The 17,515-nt window shown below is 62.1% G+C and carries 18 protein-coding genes and 1 pseudogene; 14 read left to right on the forward strand and 5 right to left on the reverse strand.

Annotated features, from left to right (window positions below):
• The first annotated feature begins 20 nt into the window (after positions 1-20).
• The 3 genes from gcl (at position 21) to AC3ISG_RS13135 (ending at position 3,661) form a co-directional block, all read left to right on the forward strand.
• Positions 21-1,796, forward strand: a complete 1,776-nt coding sequence (gene gcl, locus AC3ISG_RS13125) for a glyoxylate carboligase (RefSeq protein WP_272634584.1) — start codon at positions 21-23, stop codon at positions 1,794-1,796.
• Between the two features lie 49 nt (positions 1,797-1,845).
• On the forward strand, positions 1,846-2,628 hold the full coding sequence (gene hyi, locus AC3ISG_RS13130; RefSeq protein ID WP_489297124.1) for a hydroxypyruvate isomerase: 783 nt from the start codon (positions 1,846-1,848) through the stop codon (positions 2,626-2,628).
• A gap of 130 nt (positions 2,629-2,758) precedes the next feature.
• Positions 2,759-3,661: a 2-hydroxy-3-oxopropionate reductase gene (locus tag AC3ISG_RS13135; RefSeq protein ID WP_489297125.1), complete on the forward strand. Its 903-nt coding sequence runs from the start codon at positions 2,759-2,761 to the stop codon at positions 3,659-3,661.
• A 259-nt stretch (positions 3,662-3,920) separates the two neighbouring features.
• Here the strand turns inward: AC3ISG_RS13135 and AC3ISG_RS13140 are convergent, their stop codons facing one another.
• The gene (locus tag AC3ISG_RS13140) at positions 3,921-5,243 is read right to left on the reverse strand and encodes an OprD family porin (RefSeq protein WP_489297126.1); all 1,323 of its coding nucleotides are present in this window, start codon (positions 5,241-5,243) and stop codon (positions 3,921-3,923) included.
• A gap of 639 nt (positions 5,244-5,882) precedes the next feature.
• Here AC3ISG_RS13140 and AC3ISG_RS13145 point away from each other — a divergent pair.
• The 5 genes and pseudogenes from AC3ISG_RS13145 to ada form a co-directional block, all read left to right on the forward strand.
• A pseudogene (locus AC3ISG_RS13145) lies at positions 5,883-6,392 on the forward strand (MCP four helix bundle domain-containing protein); the annotation flags it as partial.
• A gap of 423 nt (positions 6,393-6,815) precedes the next feature.
• A complete protein-coding gene (locus AC3ISG_RS13150; protein WP_489299529.1) occupies positions 6,816-7,520 on the forward strand; it encodes a methyl-accepting chemotaxis protein in 705 nt (234 codons plus the stop codon).
• Between the two features lie 222 nt (positions 7,521-7,742).
• Positions 7,743-8,129, forward strand: coding sequence for a copper homeostasis periplasmic binding protein CopC (gene copC / locus AC3ISG_RS13155; protein WP_489297127.1), 387 nt, complete (start codon positions 7,743-7,745; stop codon positions 8,127-8,129).
• Positions 8,130-8,133: 4 nt separating this feature from the next.
• On the forward strand, positions 8,134-8,997 hold the full coding sequence (gene copD, locus AC3ISG_RS13160; RefSeq protein ID WP_489297128.1) for a copper homeostasis membrane protein CopD: 864 nt from the start codon (positions 8,134-8,136) through the stop codon (positions 8,995-8,997).
• Between the two features lie 96 nt (positions 8,998-9,093).
• The gene (ada, locus tag AC3ISG_RS13165) at positions 9,094-10,191 is read left to right on the forward strand and encodes a bifunctional DNA-binding transcriptional regulator/O6-methylguanine-DNA methyltransferase Ada (RefSeq protein WP_489297129.1); all 1,098 of its coding nucleotides are present in this window, start codon (positions 9,094-9,096) and stop codon (positions 10,189-10,191) included.
• A 56-nt stretch (positions 10,192-10,247) separates the two neighbouring features.
• Here ada and AC3ISG_RS13170 read toward each other — a convergent pair whose 3' ends face one another.
• Together AC3ISG_RS13170 and AC3ISG_RS13175 are read right to left on the reverse strand one after the other, a co-directional pair.
• Positions 10,248-10,523 carry a type II toxin-antitoxin system RelE/ParE family toxin gene (locus AC3ISG_RS13170; RefSeq protein WP_122537187.1) on the reverse strand — a complete coding sequence of 92 codons (276 nt, stop codon included), beginning with the start codon at positions 10,521-10,523 and terminating at the stop codon, positions 10,248-10,250.
• Entirely contained in the window at positions 10,523-10,795 is a 273-nt protein-coding gene (locus AC3ISG_RS13175) for a CopG family ribbon-helix-helix protein (protein ID WP_272634622.1), read from the reverse strand. The genes AC3ISG_RS13170 and AC3ISG_RS13175 overlap by 1 nt, the downstream gene beginning before the upstream one ends.
• A 233-nt stretch (positions 10,796-11,028) precedes the next feature.
• Between AC3ISG_RS13175 and AC3ISG_RS13180 the strand changes: the two genes are divergently transcribed.
• Together AC3ISG_RS13180 and AC3ISG_RS13185 are read left to right on the forward strand one after the other, a co-directional pair.
• Positions 11,029-11,478, forward strand: coding sequence for an Xre family toxin-antitoxin system antitoxin (locus AC3ISG_RS13180; protein WP_254074823.1), 450 nt, complete (start codon positions 11,029-11,031; stop codon positions 11,476-11,478).
• Positions 11,478-11,921, forward strand: a complete 444-nt coding sequence (locus AC3ISG_RS13185) for an RES family NAD+ phosphorylase (RefSeq protein ID WP_489297130.1) — start codon at positions 11,478-11,480, stop codon at positions 11,919-11,921. The genes AC3ISG_RS13180 and AC3ISG_RS13185 overlap by 1 nt, the downstream gene beginning before the upstream one ends.
• On the opposite strand, the gene acuI is transcribed toward AC3ISG_RS13185, so the two are convergent.
• Positions 11,922-12,905, reverse strand: a complete 984-nt coding sequence (gene acuI, locus AC3ISG_RS13190; protein WP_489297131.1) for an acrylyl-CoA reductase (NADPH) — start codon at positions 12,903-12,905, stop codon at positions 11,922-11,924.
• Positions 12,906-12,954: 49 nt separating this feature from the next.
• A complete protein-coding gene (acuR, locus tag AC3ISG_RS13195; RefSeq protein WP_489297132.1) occupies positions 12,955-13,593 on the reverse strand; it encodes an acrylate utilization transcriptional regulator AcuR in 639 nt (212 codons plus the stop codon).
• A gap of 92 nt (positions 13,594-13,685) precedes the next feature.
• Between acuR and AC3ISG_RS13200 the strand changes: the two genes are divergently transcribed.
• The 4 genes from AC3ISG_RS13200 (at position 13,686) to modC (ending at position 17,467) form a co-directional block, all read left to right on the forward strand.
• Entirely contained in the window at positions 13,686-14,762 is a 1,077-nt protein-coding gene (locus AC3ISG_RS13200) for an NAD(P)H-dependent flavin oxidoreductase (protein ID WP_489297133.1), read from the forward strand.
• A gap of 165 nt (positions 14,763-14,927) precedes the next feature.
• The gene (gene modA, locus AC3ISG_RS13205) at positions 14,928-15,695 is read left to right on the forward strand and encodes a molybdate ABC transporter substrate-binding protein (protein WP_489297134.1); all 768 of its coding nucleotides are present in this window, start codon (positions 14,928-14,930) and stop codon (positions 15,693-15,695) included.
• Positions 15,696-16,382: a molybdate ABC transporter permease subunit gene (modB, locus tag AC3ISG_RS13210; protein ID WP_122537194.1), complete on the forward strand. Its 687-nt coding sequence runs from the start codon at positions 15,696-15,698 to the stop codon at positions 16,380-16,382. It abuts the gene before it with no gap.
• A gap of 5 nt (positions 16,383-16,387) precedes the next feature.
• Positions 16,388-17,467, forward strand: coding sequence for a molybdenum ABC transporter ATP-binding protein (modC, locus tag AC3ISG_RS13215; RefSeq protein WP_489299530.1), 1,080 nt, complete (start codon positions 16,388-16,390; stop codon positions 17,465-17,467).
• Positions 17,468-17,515 lie beyond the last annotated feature (48 nt).

Here is a 17,515-nt window from a genome sequence, read left to right on the forward strand (position 1 = left end):
CGAGTTCAGGAGACTAACAAATGACCGTCATGAGAGCCATCGAAGCCGCCGTTCTGGTGATGCGTCGCGAAGGCGTCGACACCGCCTTCGGTATTCCGGGTGCCGCGATCAACCCGCTGTACGCCGCCTTCAAGAAACTCGGCGGCGTTGACCACGTACTGGCGCGCCACGTCGAAGGGGCTTCGCACATGGCCGAGGGCTATACACGCGCCATCGCCGGCAACATCGGCGTGTGCATCGGCACCTCGGGCCCGGCCGGCACCGACATGATCACTGGTCTCTACTCAGCCTCCGCCGACTCGATTCCGATTCTGTGTATCACCGGCCAGGCGCCGCGCGCTCGGATGCACAAGGAAGACTTCCAGGCCGTGGACATCGCCAGCATCGCCGCGCCGGTGGCCAAGTGGGCAACCACGGTCATGGAGCCGGGCCAGGTGCCGTACGTGTTTCAGAAAGCCTTTCAGTTGATGCGCAGCGGTCGGCCCGGTCCGGTATTGATCGACCTGCCGTTCGATGTGCAGATGGCCGAGATCGAGTTCGACATCGACGCCTACGAACCGCTGCCGGTGGTCAAGCCCCACGCCAGCCGCAAGCAAATCGAAAAAGCCCTGGCGATGCTCAACGCCTCTGAACGTCCGCTGATCGTTGCCGGTGGCGGCATCATCAATGCCGATGCCTCGGACGCGCTGGTTGAATTCGCCGAGCTGACCGGTATTCCGGTGATTCCGACGCTGATGGGCTGGGGCACGATCCCCGATGACCACCCGCAAATGGCTGGCATGGTCGGTCTGCAGACGTCTCACCGCTACGGCAATGCGACGATGCTGGAGGCCGATCTGGTCCTCGGCATCGGCAACCGCTGGGCCAACCGCCACACCGGCACCGTGTCGGTGTACAGCGAAGGCCGCACATTTATCCACGTCGACATCGAACCGACGCAGATCGGCCGTGTGCTGACGCCGGATCTGGGCATCGTTTCCGACGCCGGCGCCGCGTTGGCGATGTTCATCGAAGTGGCGCGCGAGTGGCACACCGCCGGCAAGCTGAAGGACCGCCGCCACTGGCTTGCGAGCTGCCAGGAACGCAAGCGCACGCTGCAGCGCAAGACTCACTACGAAAACATCCCGGTCAAGCCGCAGCGGGTGTACGAGGAGATGAATCAGTACTTCGGCAAGGACACCTGCTACATCAGCACCATCGGCCTGTCGCAGATCGCCGGCGCGCAATTCCTCCACGTCTACAAGCCGCGGCACTGGATCAATTGCGGTCAGGCCGGGCCGCTGGGCTGGACCATTCCGGCGGCACTGGGCGTGGTCAAGGCGGACCCGAGCCGCCAGGTTGTCGCGCTGTCAGGGGATTACGATTTCCAGTTCATGATCGAAGAACTCGCCGTCGGTGCGCAGTTCAAGCTGCCGTACATCCACGTGGTGGTGAACAACTCCTACCTGGGCCTTATCCGTCAGGCCCAGCGCAATTTCGACATCGACTACTGCGTGCAGCTGGCCTTCGACAACATCAATGCGCCTGAGCTGGAAGGCTATGGGGTCGATCACGTCGCGGTTGCCGAAGGCCTGGGTTGCAAGGCAATCCGCGTCCTTGACCCGGCGCACCTCCAGACCGCCTTCGCCGAAGCTACGAGCCTGATGCAGCAGTACCGCGTGCCAGTGGTGGTGGAGATCATTCTCGAGCGCGTCACCAACATTGCGATGGGCACCGAAATCAACGCGATCAACGAGTTCGAATCCCTGGCCGAGTGCCGCGCCGACGCTCCCACCGCCCTCAGCCTGCTGGACTGATCGCTCGGTTAATCCAAGAAAAAGAGCCCAGAACAAGAAGGAGTACGTCATGCCACGTTTATGCGCCAACCTGTCGATGCTGTTCACTGAACTGGAATTTCTGCAACGTTTCGAAGCCGCCGCCGACGCCGGGTTCAGTGGCGTCGAGTACCTGTTTCCCTATGACTTCAGCTCCGCCCAGATCAAGGCCGAGCTGGACCGCAACCGGCTGACTCAAGTGCTGTTCAACCTGCCAGCCGGGGACTGGGCCAAGGGCGAGCGCGGCATCGCCTGTCACCCCGATCGGGTCGAGGAGTTCTACGCCGGCGTTGACCTGGCCATCGCCTACGCCAAGGTCTTGGGCAACACCCAGATCAATTGCCTGGCGGGGATCAAGCCCCAGGGGTTCGACGACGGGCTGATCGAGAAGACCTTCGTCGACAACCTCAAATACGCCGCCGACCGCCTGCACGCCCAGGGCATCGATCTGGTGATGGAGATGATCAACACCCTGGACATTCCGGGGTTCTACCTGAACACCACCGCCCAGGCGCTGGCGATTCGCGAGAAGGTCGGCAGCCGCAATCTGTCGCTGCAATACGACATCTACCACATGCAAATCATGGAAGGCGACCTGGCCCGCACCCTCGAAAATCACCTGCCGACGATCCGTCACGTGCAACTGGCCGACAACCCCGGCCGGCACGAACCGGGCACCGGCGAAATCAACTACGGCTTTCTGTTCAAGCACCTGGACCGGCTGGGTTATCGCGGTTGGGTCGGCTGCGAGTACAAGCCGCTGACCACCACCGAAGCGGGGCTTGGGTGGCTGAAAACCCATAATTTGATCTGAAGTCAGCGGCAAGCTTCAAGCTTCACGCATTGCCAGCCGGACGAACGCAGTCAGGCTTCTAGCTTGCGGCTTGAAGCTTGCCGCTTGCCGCTTGCCGCTTGCTCCCCAACAACAACCAGAGGCATCTTCTATGGCTAACATCGGATTCATCGGCACCGGCATCATGGGTCTGCCCATGGCAGAAAACCTGCAGAAAGCAGGTCATCAACTGATTCTCTCCCGGCACTTCATTGCCCCGCCCGCGTCCCTGGTGGACGGCGGCGCGACCGTGCTGGCCAACCCGCGGGAAGTGGCACAGGAAGCGGAATTCGTCATCGTCATGCTGCCCGACACCCCGCAGGTCAACGACGTGCTGTTCGGCGAAAACGGTCTGAGCGAAGGCACCGGTGCCGGCAAAGTGGTCATCGACATGAGTTCGATCTCCCCTTCGGCAACCAAAGCCTTCGCCGAGAAGATCAACGCCACCGGCGCGCAGTACCTCGACGCACCGGTGTCGGGCGGTGAAGTCGGCGCCAAAGCGGCCACGCTGAGCATCATGGTCGGCGGCGAACAGGCCACTTTCCAGCGCGCCCTGCCGCTGTTCCAGACCATGGGCAAGAACATCACCCTGGTCGGCGGCAACGGTGACGGCCAGACCGCCAAGGTCGCCAACCAGATCATCGTTGCGCTGAACATCCAGGCCGTGGCTGAAGCCCTGCTATTTGCGTCGAAAAACGGCGCCGACCCGGCCAAGGTGCGAGAGGCATTGATGGGCGGGTTTGCTTCGTCGAAGATTCTCGAGGTGCATGGCGAGCGGATGATCAAGGGGACGTTCAACCCGGGCTTCCGGATCGCGCTGCATCAGAAGGATTTGAATCTGGCGCTCGAAGGCGCGCGGGAGTTGGGGTTGAACCTGCCCAACACGGCCAACGCCCAGCAAGTGTTCAGCACCTGCGCGGCCTTGGGCGGGAGTGGCTGGGATCACTCTGGGCTGATCAAAGGGCTGGAGCACATGGCGAATTTTTCAATTCGCGGGGATCACAGGCCCGACTGACCGGCACTGAAAGGTGTGTTGTACGTACCGGCCTCTTTCCGGCTGAAGCCGGTCCTACGATGTGCACGCCGTTGCTTCTCGGTTGAGGCCGGTCCCATTGAAAGCAGCGACATGTACTGTGTAGGACCGGCTTTAGCCGGGAAGAGGCCCGTCCTGCCGACACATTTCTGGGCCAGTGACACAAGCAAAAAAGCCAGGCCTCCTCTCGGACAGCCTGGCTTTCTTCTAGGATGGAGCTTCTAAATGACTCCGCGACCGATCAGAAAATATTGATCGGGTAATCCGCAATCAAACGAAATTCCTTCACGTCGCCATCAGGCTGATCGCCGTTGGCGGTGTGCCAGGCCTGACGCATGCGCAGGGACAAGTCCTTTGCCGGGCCGGACTGCACCACATACTTCGCCTCAAGGTTGGTTTCGTGATGGTCGCCGTCATCGCCATAACCGGTGTAAGTACTGTTCGACGGGATATGGGATCCATCGATGTCGTCACCGTGGATATAACGGACCATGAAGCTCAAACCCGGCGCGCCGTAACTCGCCATGTTCAGGTCATACCGTGCCTGCCATGATTTTTCGCCCGGACCGTTGAAGTCGGAATACTGAACCGAGTTGGCCAGCAGTATCGAATCACCGGTGTCGCCCGCGCCGTTATTACCGAAGGCCACATAATCGAACGGCGTGTCGCCATGCACTTTTTGATACGCCAGGGTCACCGTGTGGGCGGTCAGGAAAGAATACGCAGCGGCCAGCGACCAGGTCGTGTTGCTGATATCGCCCGCCTTGGCGGCACCGCTGTCGTTGGTGCGATAGATATTGAAATCGAAGTTCAACGACTGCTGATCAGAGATCGGCAAGGTGTAGTTGGCATTGCCGTAGTACTGATGCCAGACATCTTTGAGGTCCGAGCCGTAAAGGCTGACCGACAGATTATCGGTGAGTGCGTATTTACCGCCGGCGTAGTCAATGCTGCTGGCTTCGACGTTGGCATACGCCGCCCAGATGCCGTGATCATTGTTGGTGGTGACCGGGCCGTTGCTGCCGGTGAAGTGGCCGCCGTCGAGTTCCAGATTGGCAATGTCGCTGCTCAGCAGGTTGAAGCCGGTCGCGGTTTGCGGAAACAGTCGGGAACCGCCCGCACCAAACACCGGCGCCTGGGGCTGCAGATTGCCGTAACGCAATTCGGTTTTCGAGATGCGCATCTTCAGCGCCCCGCCGGCCGTGCCGTATTCATCCTGCGGATTGCCATGGCTGTCCACCGGCAGGTTGCCAGTGCCGGTGGTCCCGCCGCCGCCATCAAGCTTCAGGCCCCAATAACCGTAAGCATCAACGCCAAAACCCACGGTGCCCTGGGTGAAGCCGGAGCTGAAATTACCCAGCACACCCTGGGTCCAGTCCTTGCTGTCGTCCTTGCTGTTCTTGTTGTCCCGGTTGAAATAGTAGTTCTTCAGGTGAACGGTCAGACTGCTGTCGTCGACGAAGCCCTTGGCCGCCGATTGATCACTGACAACCCCTGCCGTTGCCAATTGACTGACACCCAGCGAAACCGCCAGCGTCATCAGATTCCATTTCACGAAAGTCATTGCTATCCCCTGTCTCGATTAAGGCCCAGCGCGCGCGCCCCTTGAATACGGGGCACTGGTTCAAACTCACACGATGATTCAGCACTGGAGCGGGCGTTGCGGCAGATGGAAAAGAAACACACATGCCAGTGACTGGACGGCTGTTCCAGCCAAAGGAGCACATTGATTATTGTTGATGACCGCTCTGCTCAGGGTATACCACGCACTTGAGGGCCGAAAATCTTGTAGCACTATCCGACCGACGGGATTCCCAACACGTCTTGATAGTCACTATCAATTTTCGTAATAGTTGAAAACTTTACGCCGGTGTTACCGTCGTCGGCGATGAAGAACACGAATCAATTGCCGGATGACTCCGCAGCGTCTGGCAATCGAATCATGCTCCGCTTCATCATTCCTTTGGTAAGACTTTTAGCCACCTCACGTCAGTGCGGTGGCTTTTTTTCGTCCCTTTACCATGCGCGGCTCTACCGACTTCGAGTGAACGCGCAATCGGGTAAAAATTCCATCGCAAAGTACCGGCGGGCGCTATTGCGTTCATAGTAAAAATAACTCACCGGTCCCAATAAAACTCCGATATAAAGCGCACCAAGTAATAGCGTTCTAATATCACGAACGCTTTCATTTCAGGTGCACACCATGTTTAAAAACCTATCAATTGCCAAGCGCCTGGGATTGGGCTTCGGGCTTGTTCTCGCGCTGATGATTCTCGTCACACTGGTCGGCGTTAACCGGGTTCACCTGATGGAATCCGCCCTGACCGACGTGAGTGAGGACGCCACCGTCAAACAGCGTTACGCGATCAATTTCCGCGGCAGCGTGCATGACAGGGCCATTGCCCTGCGCGATGCCGTGCTGGTGCGCAACGACGCCGGCCTCGCCACGCACCTGCGTGACATAGAGCGCCTCGACGGCCTGTATCAAGCCTCCGCCGCGCCCATGGACCGCATCTACCAGGCCAAGGGCGCGTCGCCCCGTGAGCAAGAGCTGCTGGCCAACATCAAGACGGCCGAACGCACTGCGCTAAGCGCGACCGAAAAACTGCTGAAGCTGCGCCAGCAAGGCGAGATCGATCAGGCCCAGACGCTGCTGATGGAGCAGGTGTCCGGCGCCTACAAGGATTGGCTCGCCCGCATCAACGCATTGATCGACCTTGAAGAAGCGTCCATTGGCGGGCACATCACTTCGGTGCGAGTCACTGCCGCGCAATTCGCTTCACTGATGTTGCTGTCCACCGGCATCGCCGTGGTGTTGGGCATCATCGCCTCGTTGATGATCATCCGCAGCCTCAAGTCGACCCTCGGCGCCGAACCTCACCAGGTTGCGGCCTCGATCCGTCGTCTGGCGGCCGGCGAGCTGACGGACAAGATCGAAACGGCCTACCCCGACAGCGTGATGGGCGCGTTAAAAGCGACCAACCTGCACTTGTCGGCCACCATCACCGAAGTGCGCTCGGCTGCTGCGGCGTTGACCCACTCCTCCGCCCAGCTGTTGTCCAGCTCCGACAGCAACAGCGAGCAGATGCGCCTGCAGGCCAGCGAAACCCAGCAAATGGCTACCGCGATTAATCAGATGGCCACCACCGTAAAAGAAGTCGCGGGCTACGCCGATCAGGCGGCGAATGCCACCCAGACCGCCGATAACGAAGTTGAAAATGGCAAGCGCGTGGTTGAAGGCACCGCCCAGGCGATGGACCAACTGGCGCGCAAGCTGGAAAGCGCCGCTGACTCGGTGGGCCAGGTGTCCAGCGACAGCCGCGCCATCGAAAACGTGGTGGCGGTGATCAACTCCATCGCCGAACGCACCAACCTGCTGGCGCTCAACGCTGCCATCGAAGCCGCCCGTGCCGGTGAAGCAGGCCGCGGTTTCGCGGTGGTCGCCGACGAGGTTCGCTCCCTGGCCAACCGCACCCAGGAGTCGACCCAGGAAATCCGTGACATGGTCGGTCAGTTGCAGACCGGTGCGGTGAAGACTGCCGACCTGATGCGGGAAAGCCGTGAAATGGCCCAGCGCACCGTCGAGCAGACCCACGAAGCGCAAACTGCGCTGGTGAAAATCCGCCACGAGGTCGGCGCGCTCAACGACATGAACGCGCAGATCGCCAGCGCCGCCGCGCAGCAACGGGCGGTGGCCGATGACGTCAGCGTTAACATCAACCGCATCCACGACGCGGCGCTGGAAACCGCCGTCGGCTCCAATCAGGTGGCGCGTTCAAGCCGCGAGCTGTCGACCCTGGCCGACGTGCTGACCGACCGCGTAAGCTTCTTCAAGGTCTGACCCTACAGGGCCGCGCCGCGCAGGCGGCGTGGCCCTTTTACGCCATCACCCGCCGCCTTGTAATGCGCGTTCAAGACGTCTTGATCCTGACGCCGCACCCGGCTTAATCGCTGGAGTCCCTCTGCACTTTCTGGTCTAGTAGTGATCCGATCATCGCAAGTCGCCCCTCGTCGATGCCGTCATCCATTCGCTGCAACTGCCGCCCAAGCAAAGGTCCCGCCGATGTCTGCCCAACGTTTCAAGCACGCCCTCTCCTGCCTTTCCCTATTGGCCTGTCTGACCTCCACGGCTGCCTTCGCCCACGCCCATCTTGAAAGCCAGCAGCCCGCTGCCGACAGCGAAGTGAGCGCGCCCAAAGAGCTGCGCCTGGTCTTCACCGAAGGCGTCGAAGACACATTCACCAAAGTCGTGATCAGCCTGGACGCGCCCGATACGCCGACTGAAATCATCCAGACGCGCAGCGTCGAAACCGATCCCAACGACAAGAAAGTCCTGATCGTGACCCCGGCCGTGCCGATGGTCCCGGGCAAGTACAAGGTGGAATGGCACGCCGTGTCGGTGGACACCCACAAAAGCGAAGGCACCTACCGCTTTCAGGTGACGCCATAACCCCATGCACGAAGGACTGATCCTGTGCCGCTTCCTTCACTTCGGCGCAGTGCTGTTGCTGTTCGGTGTCGGCGTGTTTCGCAGCCAGTTGTTCGTCCCGTACCTGCTGGGTTTTGAGGCCAGCCCGGGGGTACGTCGATTGAGTCGGCTGCTCGTCTGGCTCGCCGCTGTTGCGCTGGCGAGCGCGCTGGCCTGGCTGATGCTGACGGCTGCTTACCTGAGCAGCGACTGGAACGGCGCAATTAATCCGTCCACCGTCGGGCGGGTGCTGGGCAACACCTGGTTTGGGCACGTGTGGGTTATTCATCTACTGCTGAACGCGCTGGTGGTCATCCTCCACCTCCGGGTCAAGCCAGGCATTTTGCTGGTCCTCAACACGCTGTTGCTGCTGACCCTGGCGCCGGTCGGCCACGGCGCGATGTTCGATGGGCTGAAGGGCCAGCTGTTGATCCTCAACCAGATGCTGCATTTGCTCGGCGTCGGCACCTGGCTCGGCGGATTACTGATGCTGGCCGTGCTGCTGAAGGATGATCATTGCGTCGACCTCGCAGCTGTATTGCGGCGTTTCAGCGGCATCGGCTACGGGCTGGTGGCGGTCATCATCGCCACGGGCCTGATCAACGTTCGTGCCCTCAGCGGCGGGTTCTGGCCTGAGCCTGCATTTGCCGGGTTTGGCCTGGTGCTCGCCGTGAAAGTAACGATGGTGTTGGGCATGCTGGTGCTGGCGGCACTGAACCGGCAATTGGCCCAGGCGGATGATCTGCCGGTGAGGCGCCTGAGGCTGAGCGTGTTGCTGGAAGGCCTGCTCGGCGCAGGTGCGCTGGCGGCGGTCTCGTTGCTCGGCACCTTGCCGCCGATGCTGGGCTGACGTTGAAAGCAAGAGTTTGAGCGCAAGACTCGGAGTGTCGTCCGCCATCGACGCCGCTAACCTACAGGCCATTGAACCGTCAGAGAGCCGCCGAAAATGAGCCGTCAGCCGAGCCGTCCGTCCGCCGAAAACGTCGAGCTCGATCCGCGTTGGAACGCCGTGTTGTCACGGGACGCCAGCGCTGACGGGGAGTTCGTCTACGGCGTTCGCACCACGGGCGTTTACTGCCGGCCGAGCAGCAGCGCACGCTTGCCCCGCCCGGAAAACGTGGTGTTCTTTGCGACCGCCACCGAGGCCGAAGCCGCCGGGTTCCGCCCGAGTAAGCGCGCCACCGCCGATCGCACCGGTCTGGCCGAGCAGCATGCAGCCGTGGTCGCCGGGGCCTGCCGACTGATCGCCGAAGCGGAGTTGCTGCCGACCCTCACCGAGCTGGCCGCCCACGCCGGTATGAGCCCCTGGCACTTCCATCGTGTTTTTAAAGCCGTCACCGGACTGACGCCCAAGGGCTACGCCAACGCCCACCGCGCTGGAAAGGTGCGCAGCAAACTGACCGACAGCGGGCGCATCACCGACGCCCTGTATGACGCCGGTTTTAATTCCAACAGCCGTTTCTACGAAGCCAGTGCCGGCCTGCTGGGCATGAGCCCGACGGACTACCGCACGGGCGGCGCCACGCTGAAGATTCGTTTTGCCGTCGGCGAGTGCTTTCTCGGTGCGATTCTGGTGGCCCAGAGTCCGCGCGGCGTGTGCGCCATTTTGCTCGGCGATGACCCCAACCAGTTGGTGCAAGACCTGCAGGATCAGTTTCACAGCGCCACGCTGATTGGCGGCGATGCCGAGTTCGAGCGGCTGATGGCTGAGGTGGTGGGGTTTATCGAGGCGCCGAAGCTGGGCCTGAACCTGCCCCTCGATTTGCAGGGCACGGCGTTTCAGCAGAGGGTCTGGCAGGCCCTGGCGCAGATCCCGCCGGGCACCACCGCCAGCTACGCGCAAATCGCCCAACGGATCGGTGCGCCAACCGCCAGCCGCGCGGTCGCCCTGGCCTGCGGGGCAAACCGCATCGCCGTGGCCATTCCCTGTCACCGGGTGGTGCGCAGCGACGGCGCGTTGTCGGGTTATCGTTGGGGGGTCGAACGCAAGCGCGCGTTGCTCACGCGTGAAGGTCAAGAAACGGAACCACAGCATTCACGCTGAGCTATTTTGATCGGTTCCAGCCCAGCTCAAACTTCAGTTCCGCTGCTTTCACGATCCTATCGATCCTCGCGGGTGTGCCACAGACGCAGCAGATAGATTGTGGAATTGGCTATCTCGTAGCGCATCTCGTAATGGCCGATCTGGATTCTGCGCACATCCCTCGGTTCAAATTCTTCAAGGCGTTCGCCGATGCGTGGATTGACGAGCAGCGTAGTCGGTGCCGCCGTGAGTTGCTGCACGGTTCGTGCGGCGGCAGGCTGATTGGCCGCTGCCAGAAACTCATAGAGCCGGGCAATGTCGGAAAGCGCCTTGCTCGTCCACTTCAGTTCCATCAGCGTGGAACCGGCAACGGCGTGTCGGTGCTAAGGCTATCGGCCCAGGTCTGAACGGTCTGGTGGTCAATTACGTGACCAGCATCAACATCAGCCAATGCCTCCCGAGTCAGGCGACTGCGCTCTTCTTCCTGATCTATCCAGGCGGACAGGGCCTGTTTGACGATCCAGTTTTTGGAGCGTTCCAGCCGCTCCGCCATCAAATCGACTTTTTGTGCCAACGCCTCAGGAACGTGAGCCGTCACCGATCGGGTCTTTGCGGAAGTTGCCATGATAGGACGGTCCTGATTGGAGAGTGATTTAAAGTTAATCATAGTGAGTCATTAAAAATCGTCAAGAAAAGGGTCAGCTGTCGGATTGCGCTGTACGCCATCCGTTAGTCGTTTCCGGCTAAAGCCGGCCCACCCGGGAAGCAAAGCATGCAAACGCCGGTAACAGCTTCTCGCTTGAGAAACCCTGACAGCGGCGTAAGGTCCCTGCACCGGATCTCACAAGGAGCATGGACGTGCCTTCGACTCTTCAAGCAGCGATAACCGACACCGCCCCCTCATTCTGGTTGATCGCCGACCAGCTCAACGCACGCAACGAAACCGAACGGCTGGACTACATACGCTCGGGCTTCCCGCCCGGCTGGGTCAAGGTGTTGCGTAACGCCTTCCACCTGAGCAACAGCCAGCTTGAGGCACTGCTGGCGACCTCGCTCTCCACCCTGGAACGCCGCCAGCGCCAGCAACGGCCGCTGGACATTGTCGGCTCCGAACGCCTCGATCGGGTTGCCGCGCTCGCCACCCACGCCGCCGAACTCTTCGAAGACCAGAACACCGCCCGCCGCTGGATGGTGGCGTCAAACCGCGCGCTCAACGGGCAGACGCCGATTGCCCTGTGCGAAACCGAAATTGGCGCGCGGCAGGCACGCCGGGTGCTCAGCGCCCTGCAGCACGGCGGGGTCGTCTGATGCAGGCCTGGAGGATCAGCAAAGACAGTGCCGCGAGCGATCTGTCCGGCCTGGGTGCCGCGCAGTTCGGCGGGCGCTGGAATCATGCCGACCAGCCTGCGGTCTACCTGGCGCTGAGCGCATCAGGCTGCGCGCTGGACACGCTCGTCCAATGCGCGAGCCTGCCGCAACCGGGTTTCCAGCTGATTCACCTGCAGTTGCCGGATGACCCGGCACTGTATTGGCAGCCTGCCCTCGCCCAACTGCCGCCCGGCTGGGACGTCACGCCGGCAGACCGGCCCAGCATGGATTTCGGCAGCGCCTGGCTGGAGCGGCGTGAGCAACTGGGTTTGATCGTGCCCTCTGCAATCATCACCCACACGCGCAACCTGCTGCTCAATCCCCGTCACCCTGCCATGGCGCAGGTCAGGGTGCTCGACGTGCGCCCTTTCACCTGCGGCTGATCAGCGCCGGGTGTCGACGACGATTCTGCCGCGCACCTGCCCGTCCATGAGCAGCTGCGCGGTTTCAACCACTTCACTCAAACCGATCTCCCGGCTGATCAACGGCAGCAGCGAGACATCGAGATCCCGGGCCAGACGCGCCCAGGCGTCGATGCGGTCCTGGCGCGGGCGCATGACACTGTCGATACCGGCCAGCGTCACGCCGCGCAGAATGAACGGCGCCACCGACGCTGGAAAATCCATTCCCTGGGCCAGACCGCAGGCTGCCACCGTCCCCCAATAGCGGGTGCTGGCGCAGATATTGGCCAGGGTGTGGCTGCCTGCCGAATCGATCGCCCCGGCCCAACGCTCTTTGGCCAGCGGGCGGCCGGGCTCGGCAAGGGTCGCGCGGTCGATGATTTCAGCGGCGCCGAGGGAGGTGAGGTATTCGCCCTCGCTTACCCGACCGGTGGAGGCCACGACGCGATAGCCGAGCTTCGCCAGCAGCACAATGGCGAAGCCACCGACCCCGCCGTTGGCGCCGGTCACCAGCACATCGCCCTTGTCCGGCGTCACGCCGTTTTTCTCCAGCGCCATGATCGCCAGCATCGCGGTGTACCCCGCCGTGCCGATGGCCATGGCCTGCGCTGGCGTAAAGGCGCTCGGCAGCGGGATCAGCCATTTGCCTTGCAACCGCGCCTTCTGTGCCAGGCCACCCCAATGGCCTTCCCCCACGCCCCAGCCGTTCAGCAACACCTGATCTCCGGGTTTGAAGTCCGGATCGCTGCTGTCCTCGACCGTGCCGGCCAGGTCCACCCCGGGCACCATCGGAAACTGTCGCACGATCGGCCCTTTGCCGGTGATCGCCAGGCCGTCCTTGTAATTTAACGTGCTATGGCTGACGCGCACCGTGACGTTGCCTTCAGGCAACTGAGCATCGTCTATGTCCGTCAGCTCGGCCCGGTAGCCCTTTTCGTCTTTGTTGATCAGGATGCCTTTGAACATGTCACTCACTCCTATTTAGACCGCTCGTCTATAAACAGATCTGAAGACATCAGCGCGGTAAGCCGCGCAGAAATCCGATAATGAAGGTGTTGAGCGGTTGCTCGTTCTGCACCAGTCGAGCCCGCAGCACGGCGCCCTCCCAGCCGATCCAGAAATACGCCGCCAGCTCTGAACAATCAGTGCGCGCTGGCAGTTCGCCCGCTGCGATGGCCGCCTTGAAGCACACCGTCAGGCGCGCCTGCCAGTCGAGGAAAACCTTTTCCAGCGCTTCGCGGAAGCCCCCTGGCAGGACGCTCACTTCCTGGCCCATGTTGCCGACCAAGCAGCCGCGGCGAAAATCGTGGCGGGCGATATTGACCTTCGATTCCTGAACGAACCCGGCCAGCCGTTCCAGCGGCGACAAGGTTTCATCCAGCAGCCAGCGATCCAGGCGCCGGGCGAAATAGCCGGCGTAGCTTTCGAGCACCGCGAGGCCGAAGACCTCTTTGCTGGCGAAGTAATGATAGAAAGAGCCTTTGGGCACACCGACGCGCTTGAGGATGCCGTCGATGCCGGTGGCCATGAAGCCTTGCTCGGTCAGCACCTCGACCCCGCAGCGGATCAGCGCCTCGCGGGTGTCGAAGTCATCAGGGCGTGCCACTTTCGGTGGACGGCCGGGGCGTCTGGGTTTTGCAATGATGTCGTTCATGGGGTTGCATATTAGACCGAGCGTCTATTAAATCAACCGCAACTTTTCAAGTGCTGCTATTCAGCAGCCTTTTCGCTATGGAGACTCTGCCAATGATCGCCTGGCCCGACACCCGCCTGCTCAAACTGCTGGACATCGAACTGCCCATTCTGCAAGCGCCCATGGCCGGTGCGTCCGGCTCGGCCATGGCCGTCGCGGTGGGTAAAGCCGGCGGCCTGCCCTCGCTGCCCTGCGCCATGCTCACCCGGGCGCAAATTCGAGAAGAAGTGGCGCGAATACGCGCGGGCACCCATGCGCCGCTGAACCTGAATTTCTTCTGTCACTCGACGCCGCCCGCCGACCCGCAGGCGGATGCAGACTGGAAAAACCTGCTCAAGCCCTACTACGCCGAGTGGGGTGCCGACTTCGATGCACCCACCCCCACCTCCAACCGCGCGCCTTTTGATGAGACGGCGTGCGCCTTGATCGAGGAGCTGCGCCCGGAAGTGATCAGCTTTCATTTCGGCCTTCCGGATGCCGCGTTGCTGGCGCGAGTGAAGGCGACTGGCGCGAAGGTACTTTCCTCGGCCACCACCGTGGAAGAAGCCGTGTGGCTCGAAGCACGGGGGTGCGATGCCATTATCGCGATGGGCTACGAGGCCGGCGGCCATCGCGGGATGTTCCTCAGCGATCAGTTGCACACCCAGGTCGGAACGATGGCGCTGGTGCCGCAGATCGTCGATGCCGTGACGGTGCCGGTCATCGCCGCCGGTGGCATTGCCGACAGTCGCGGTATTGCCGCGGCGTTCATGCTCGGCGCGTCAGCGGTTCAAATCGGTACCGCCTACCTGTTCACTCCGGAAGCCAAGACGTCGGTGCTGCATCAGGCGGCACTGAGCCGCGCCCAGGACAGCCAGACCGCCATCACCAATATTTTCACCGGCCGCCCGGCCCGCGGCATCGTCAACCGCATCATGCGTGAGATAGGGCCCATGTCCGATGCCGCGCCAGCTTTTCCCTCGGCGGGCGGCGCGCTGATGCCGCTGCGCAGCAAGGCTGAAGCCCGGGGCGACGATGGTTTCATGAATCTTTGGGCGGGTCAGGCGGTGGGCATCAAGCACTCGCTGTCGGCGGAAGAACTCACCCGGACGCTGGCCATCGGCGCCCTGGAGCGGCTGGCCGGGCGCTAAGCCGGGGACTTAAGCCGCCGATTTAAAACGCAGCGCGGCAAGATCCGGCTTTCGCGCAGGGAAGAGTCGCTATATATTTCGCTGCATAGCGTTTTACCGGCGTCCGGTTGGCGTTCTTCCTCACCCCCGTTTGCCACAGCCCGTTCCCCACCCCGGAGCCGTTCCATGCGCGCAGTTTCACACCGCTTCACCCTCACCTCACTGGCCGTCGCCTTTGTCGCGCTGTCCTCGGGCACAGCGTTTGCCGATGAAGTCCAGGTGGCCGTCGCGGCCAATTTCACCGCGCCGATCCAGGCCATCGCCACGGACTTCGAAAAGGATACGGGCCACACACTCGTGGCCTCGTTCGGCGCCACCGGCCAGTTCTACACCCAGATCAAAAATGGCGCGCCGTTCGAAGTGTTCCTCGCCGCCGATGACACCACCCCGGCGAAACTGGAAAGCGAAAACGAGACGGTGAAAGGCTCGCGCTTCACCTATGCCGTTGGCACCCTGGCGCTGTGGTCGGCGAAAGACGGCTATGTCGATGACAAGGGCCAAGTGCTGAAAGCCGGCAAATTCCAACACTTGTCCATTGCCAACCCGAAAGCCGCTCCGTATGGCCTCGCCGCCACCCAGACCCTGGACAAACTGGGCCTGACCGACGCGACCAAAAGCAAGATCGTCGAAGGCCAGAGCATCGCGCAGGCCTATCAGTTCGTGCAGACCGGCAACGCGGAACTGGGTTTCGTCGCCCTCTCTCAAGTGTTCAAGGACGGCAAGCTGACCGGTGGCTCGGCGTGGATCGTGCCGGCCAACCTGCATGAGCCCATCAAGCAGGACGCCGTTATCCTCAACAAAGGCAAAGACAACGCCGCCGCCAAGGCGCTGATGGAATACCTCAAGGGCCCGAAAGCCGCCGCGATCATCAAGTCCTACGGGTATCAGCTGTAAATGCTGCTGGGCAGCGCCGACCTTGCGGCCATCTGGCTGACGCTGAAACTGGCGTCCCTGACCACTGTGATTCTGCTGATCGTCGGCACGCCCATCGCGCTGTGGCTGGCTCACACCCGCTCATGGCTCAAAGGCCCTATCGGCGCGATCGTGGCGCTGCCTCTGGTGCTGCCGCCCACGGTGATCGGTTTTTATCTGTTGCTGCTACTCGGGCCGAACGGCGCGATCGGGCAGCTGACCCAAAGCCTCGGGCTCGGCACCCTGACCTTCAGTTTCACAGGGTTGGTGATCGGCTCGGTGCTGTATTCCCTGCCGTTCGTGGTGCAGCCCTTGCAGAACGCCTTCGCCGCCATCGGCCCTCGCCCCCTTGAAGTGGCGGCAACGCTGCGCGCAGGCCCGTGGGACACATTCTTCTCGGTGATCCTGCCGCTGGCCCGCCCGGGTTTCATCACCGGGGCGATTCTGGGTTTCGCTCACACCGTGGGTGAGTTTGGCGTGGTGCTGATGATCGGCGGCAACATCCCGGAGAGAACCCGCGTCGTGTCCACGCAAATCTACAACCACGTCGAAGCGATGGAATATGCCCAGGCCCACTGGCTCGCCGGGGCGATGCTGGTGTTTTCCTTTGTGGTGCTGCTGGCGCTGTACTCCAGCGGCAAGGCCCGCTCGGCGTGGAGCGGCGCATGAGTTCGATGATCGATGTCCGACTGAAGGTGGATTACGCCGAGTTCGCCCTCGACGTCGACCTCAATCTGCCCGGTCGCGGCGTCACGGCGCTGTATGGCCATTCCGGCTCCGGCAAGACCACCTGCCTGCGTTGCATTGCAGGGCTGGAAAAGGCCGCCGACGGGTATATCCGCGTCAACGGCGAGGTCTGGCAGGACAGTGCCAACAACGTCTTTCTCCCCCCACACAAACGCTCTCTGGGATATGTGTTCCAGGAAGCCAGCCTGTTTCCGCACCTCGACGTCGAGGCCAATCTGCGCTTCGGCCTCAAGCGCATTCCTGAACGGGACAGGCGCATTACGTTGCAGCAGGCGACCTCGCTGCTGGGCATCGATCATCTGCTCCAACGCGCGCCCGACAAACTGTCCGGTGGCGAGCGTCAGCGGGTCGGCATCGCCCGGGCGCTGCTGACCAGCCCGCGCCTGCTGCTGATGGACGAACCCCTGGCGGCGCTGGACGCACAGCGCAAAAGCGAAATCCTGCCGTACCTCGAACGTTTGCATGACGAACTGGATATTCCGCTGATCTACGTGAGTCACGCCCAGGATGAAGTGGCCAGGCTGGCCGACCATCTGGTATTGCTCAGCGACGGCAAAGCGCTGGCCAGCGGCCCCATCGGCGAAACCCTGGCCCGGCTGGATCTGCCGCTGGCGATGGGCGACGACGCGGGCGTGGTGATCGAGGGAAGCGTGCAGGCTTACGATGCGGCCTATCAACTCATCACCGTCCGTTTGCCGCGCAGCGACCTGAGCATCCGCGTCGCCCACTCTGCATTGCTGCCCGGCAAGCCGCTGCGTCTTAAAGTGCAGGCGCGGGACGTGAGCCTGAGCCTGCAACCCGACGCTCAAAGCAGCATCCTGAATCGCCTGCCGGTGACCGTCATTGATGAGATCGCCGCCGACAACACCGCCCATGTGCTGGTACGCCTGGATGCCGACGGCTCGCCGCTGCTGGCGCGGATCACCCGGTATTCAAGGGATCAGCTGCAACTGGCGCCCGGGCAACGGCTCTGGGCGCAGATCAAGTCGGTGGCGCTGCTGGCGTAGTCCCGGCCCATCACCCATCGCACTCATCAGGCACACATTTATTCGGCA

The sequence above is a fragment of the Pseudomonas sp. GL_135 genome (assembly GCF_057834665.1).

What these genes read in the sequence shown, in the direction of transcription:
- ada (WP_489297129.1), top strand. Translation starts at nt 9,094, where the DNA reads ATGAGCCGTCAGCCGAGCCGTCCGTCCGCCGAAAACGTCGAGCTCGAT.
- modC (WP_489299530.1), top strand. Translation starts at nt 16,388, where the DNA reads ATGATCGATGTCCGACTGAAGGTGGATTACGCCGAGTTCGCCCTCGAC.
- hyi (WP_489297124.1), top strand. Translation starts at nt 1,846, where the DNA reads ATGCCACGTTTATGCGCCAACCTGTCGATGCTGTTCACTGAACTGGAA.
- AC3ISG_RS13170 (WP_122537187.1), bottom strand. Translation starts at nt 10,523, where the DNA reads ATGGAACTGAAGTGGACGAGCAAGGCGCTTTCCGACATTGCCCGGCTC.
- copC (WP_489297127.1), top strand. Translation starts at nt 7,743, where the DNA reads ATGTCTGCCCAACGTTTCAAGCACGCCCTCTCCTGCCTTTCCCTATTG.
- modA (WP_489297134.1), top strand. Translation starts at nt 14,928, where the DNA reads ATGCGCGCAGTTTCACACCGCTTCACCCTCACCTCACTGGCCGTCGCC.
- acuI (WP_489297131.1), bottom strand. Translation starts at nt 12,905, where the DNA reads ATGTTCAAAGGCATCCTGATCAACAAAGACGAAAAGGGCTACCGGGCC.
- acuR (WP_489297132.1), bottom strand. Translation starts at nt 13,593, where the DNA reads ATGAACGACATCATTGCAAAACCCAGACGCCCCGGCCGTCCACCGAAA.
- AC3ISG_RS13185 (WP_489297130.1), top strand. Translation starts at nt 11,478, where the DNA reads ATGCAGGCCTGGAGGATCAGCAAAGACAGTGCCGCGAGCGATCTGTCC.
- modB (WP_122537194.1), top strand. Translation starts at nt 15,696, where the DNA reads ATGCTGCTGGGCAGCGCCGACCTTGCGGCCATCTGGCTGACGCTGAAA.
- AC3ISG_RS13140 (WP_489297126.1), bottom strand. Translation starts at nt 5,243, where the DNA reads ATGACTTTCGTGAAATGGAATCTGATGACGCTGGCGGTTTCGCTGGGT.
- copD (WP_489297128.1), top strand. Translation starts at nt 8,134, where the DNA reads ATGCACGAAGGACTGATCCTGTGCCGCTTCCTTCACTTCGGCGCAGTG.
- AC3ISG_RS13175 (WP_272634622.1), bottom strand. Translation starts at nt 10,795, where the DNA reads ATGGCAACTTCCGCAAAGACCCGATCGGTGACGGCTCACGTTCCTGAG.
- gcl (WP_272634584.1), top strand. Translation starts at nt 21, where the DNA reads ATGACCGTCATGAGAGCCATCGAAGCCGCCGTTCTGGTGATGCGTCGC.
- AC3ISG_RS13150 (WP_489299529.1), top strand. Translation starts at nt 6,816, where the DNA reads ATGGCCACCACCGTAAAAGAAGTCGCGGGCTACGCCGATCAGGCGGCG.
- AC3ISG_RS13200 (WP_489297133.1), top strand. Translation starts at nt 13,686, where the DNA reads ATGATCGCCTGGCCCGACACCCGCCTGCTCAAACTGCTGGACATCGAA.
- AC3ISG_RS13135 (WP_489297125.1), top strand. Translation starts at nt 2,759, where the DNA reads ATGGCTAACATCGGATTCATCGGCACCGGCATCATGGGTCTGCCCATG.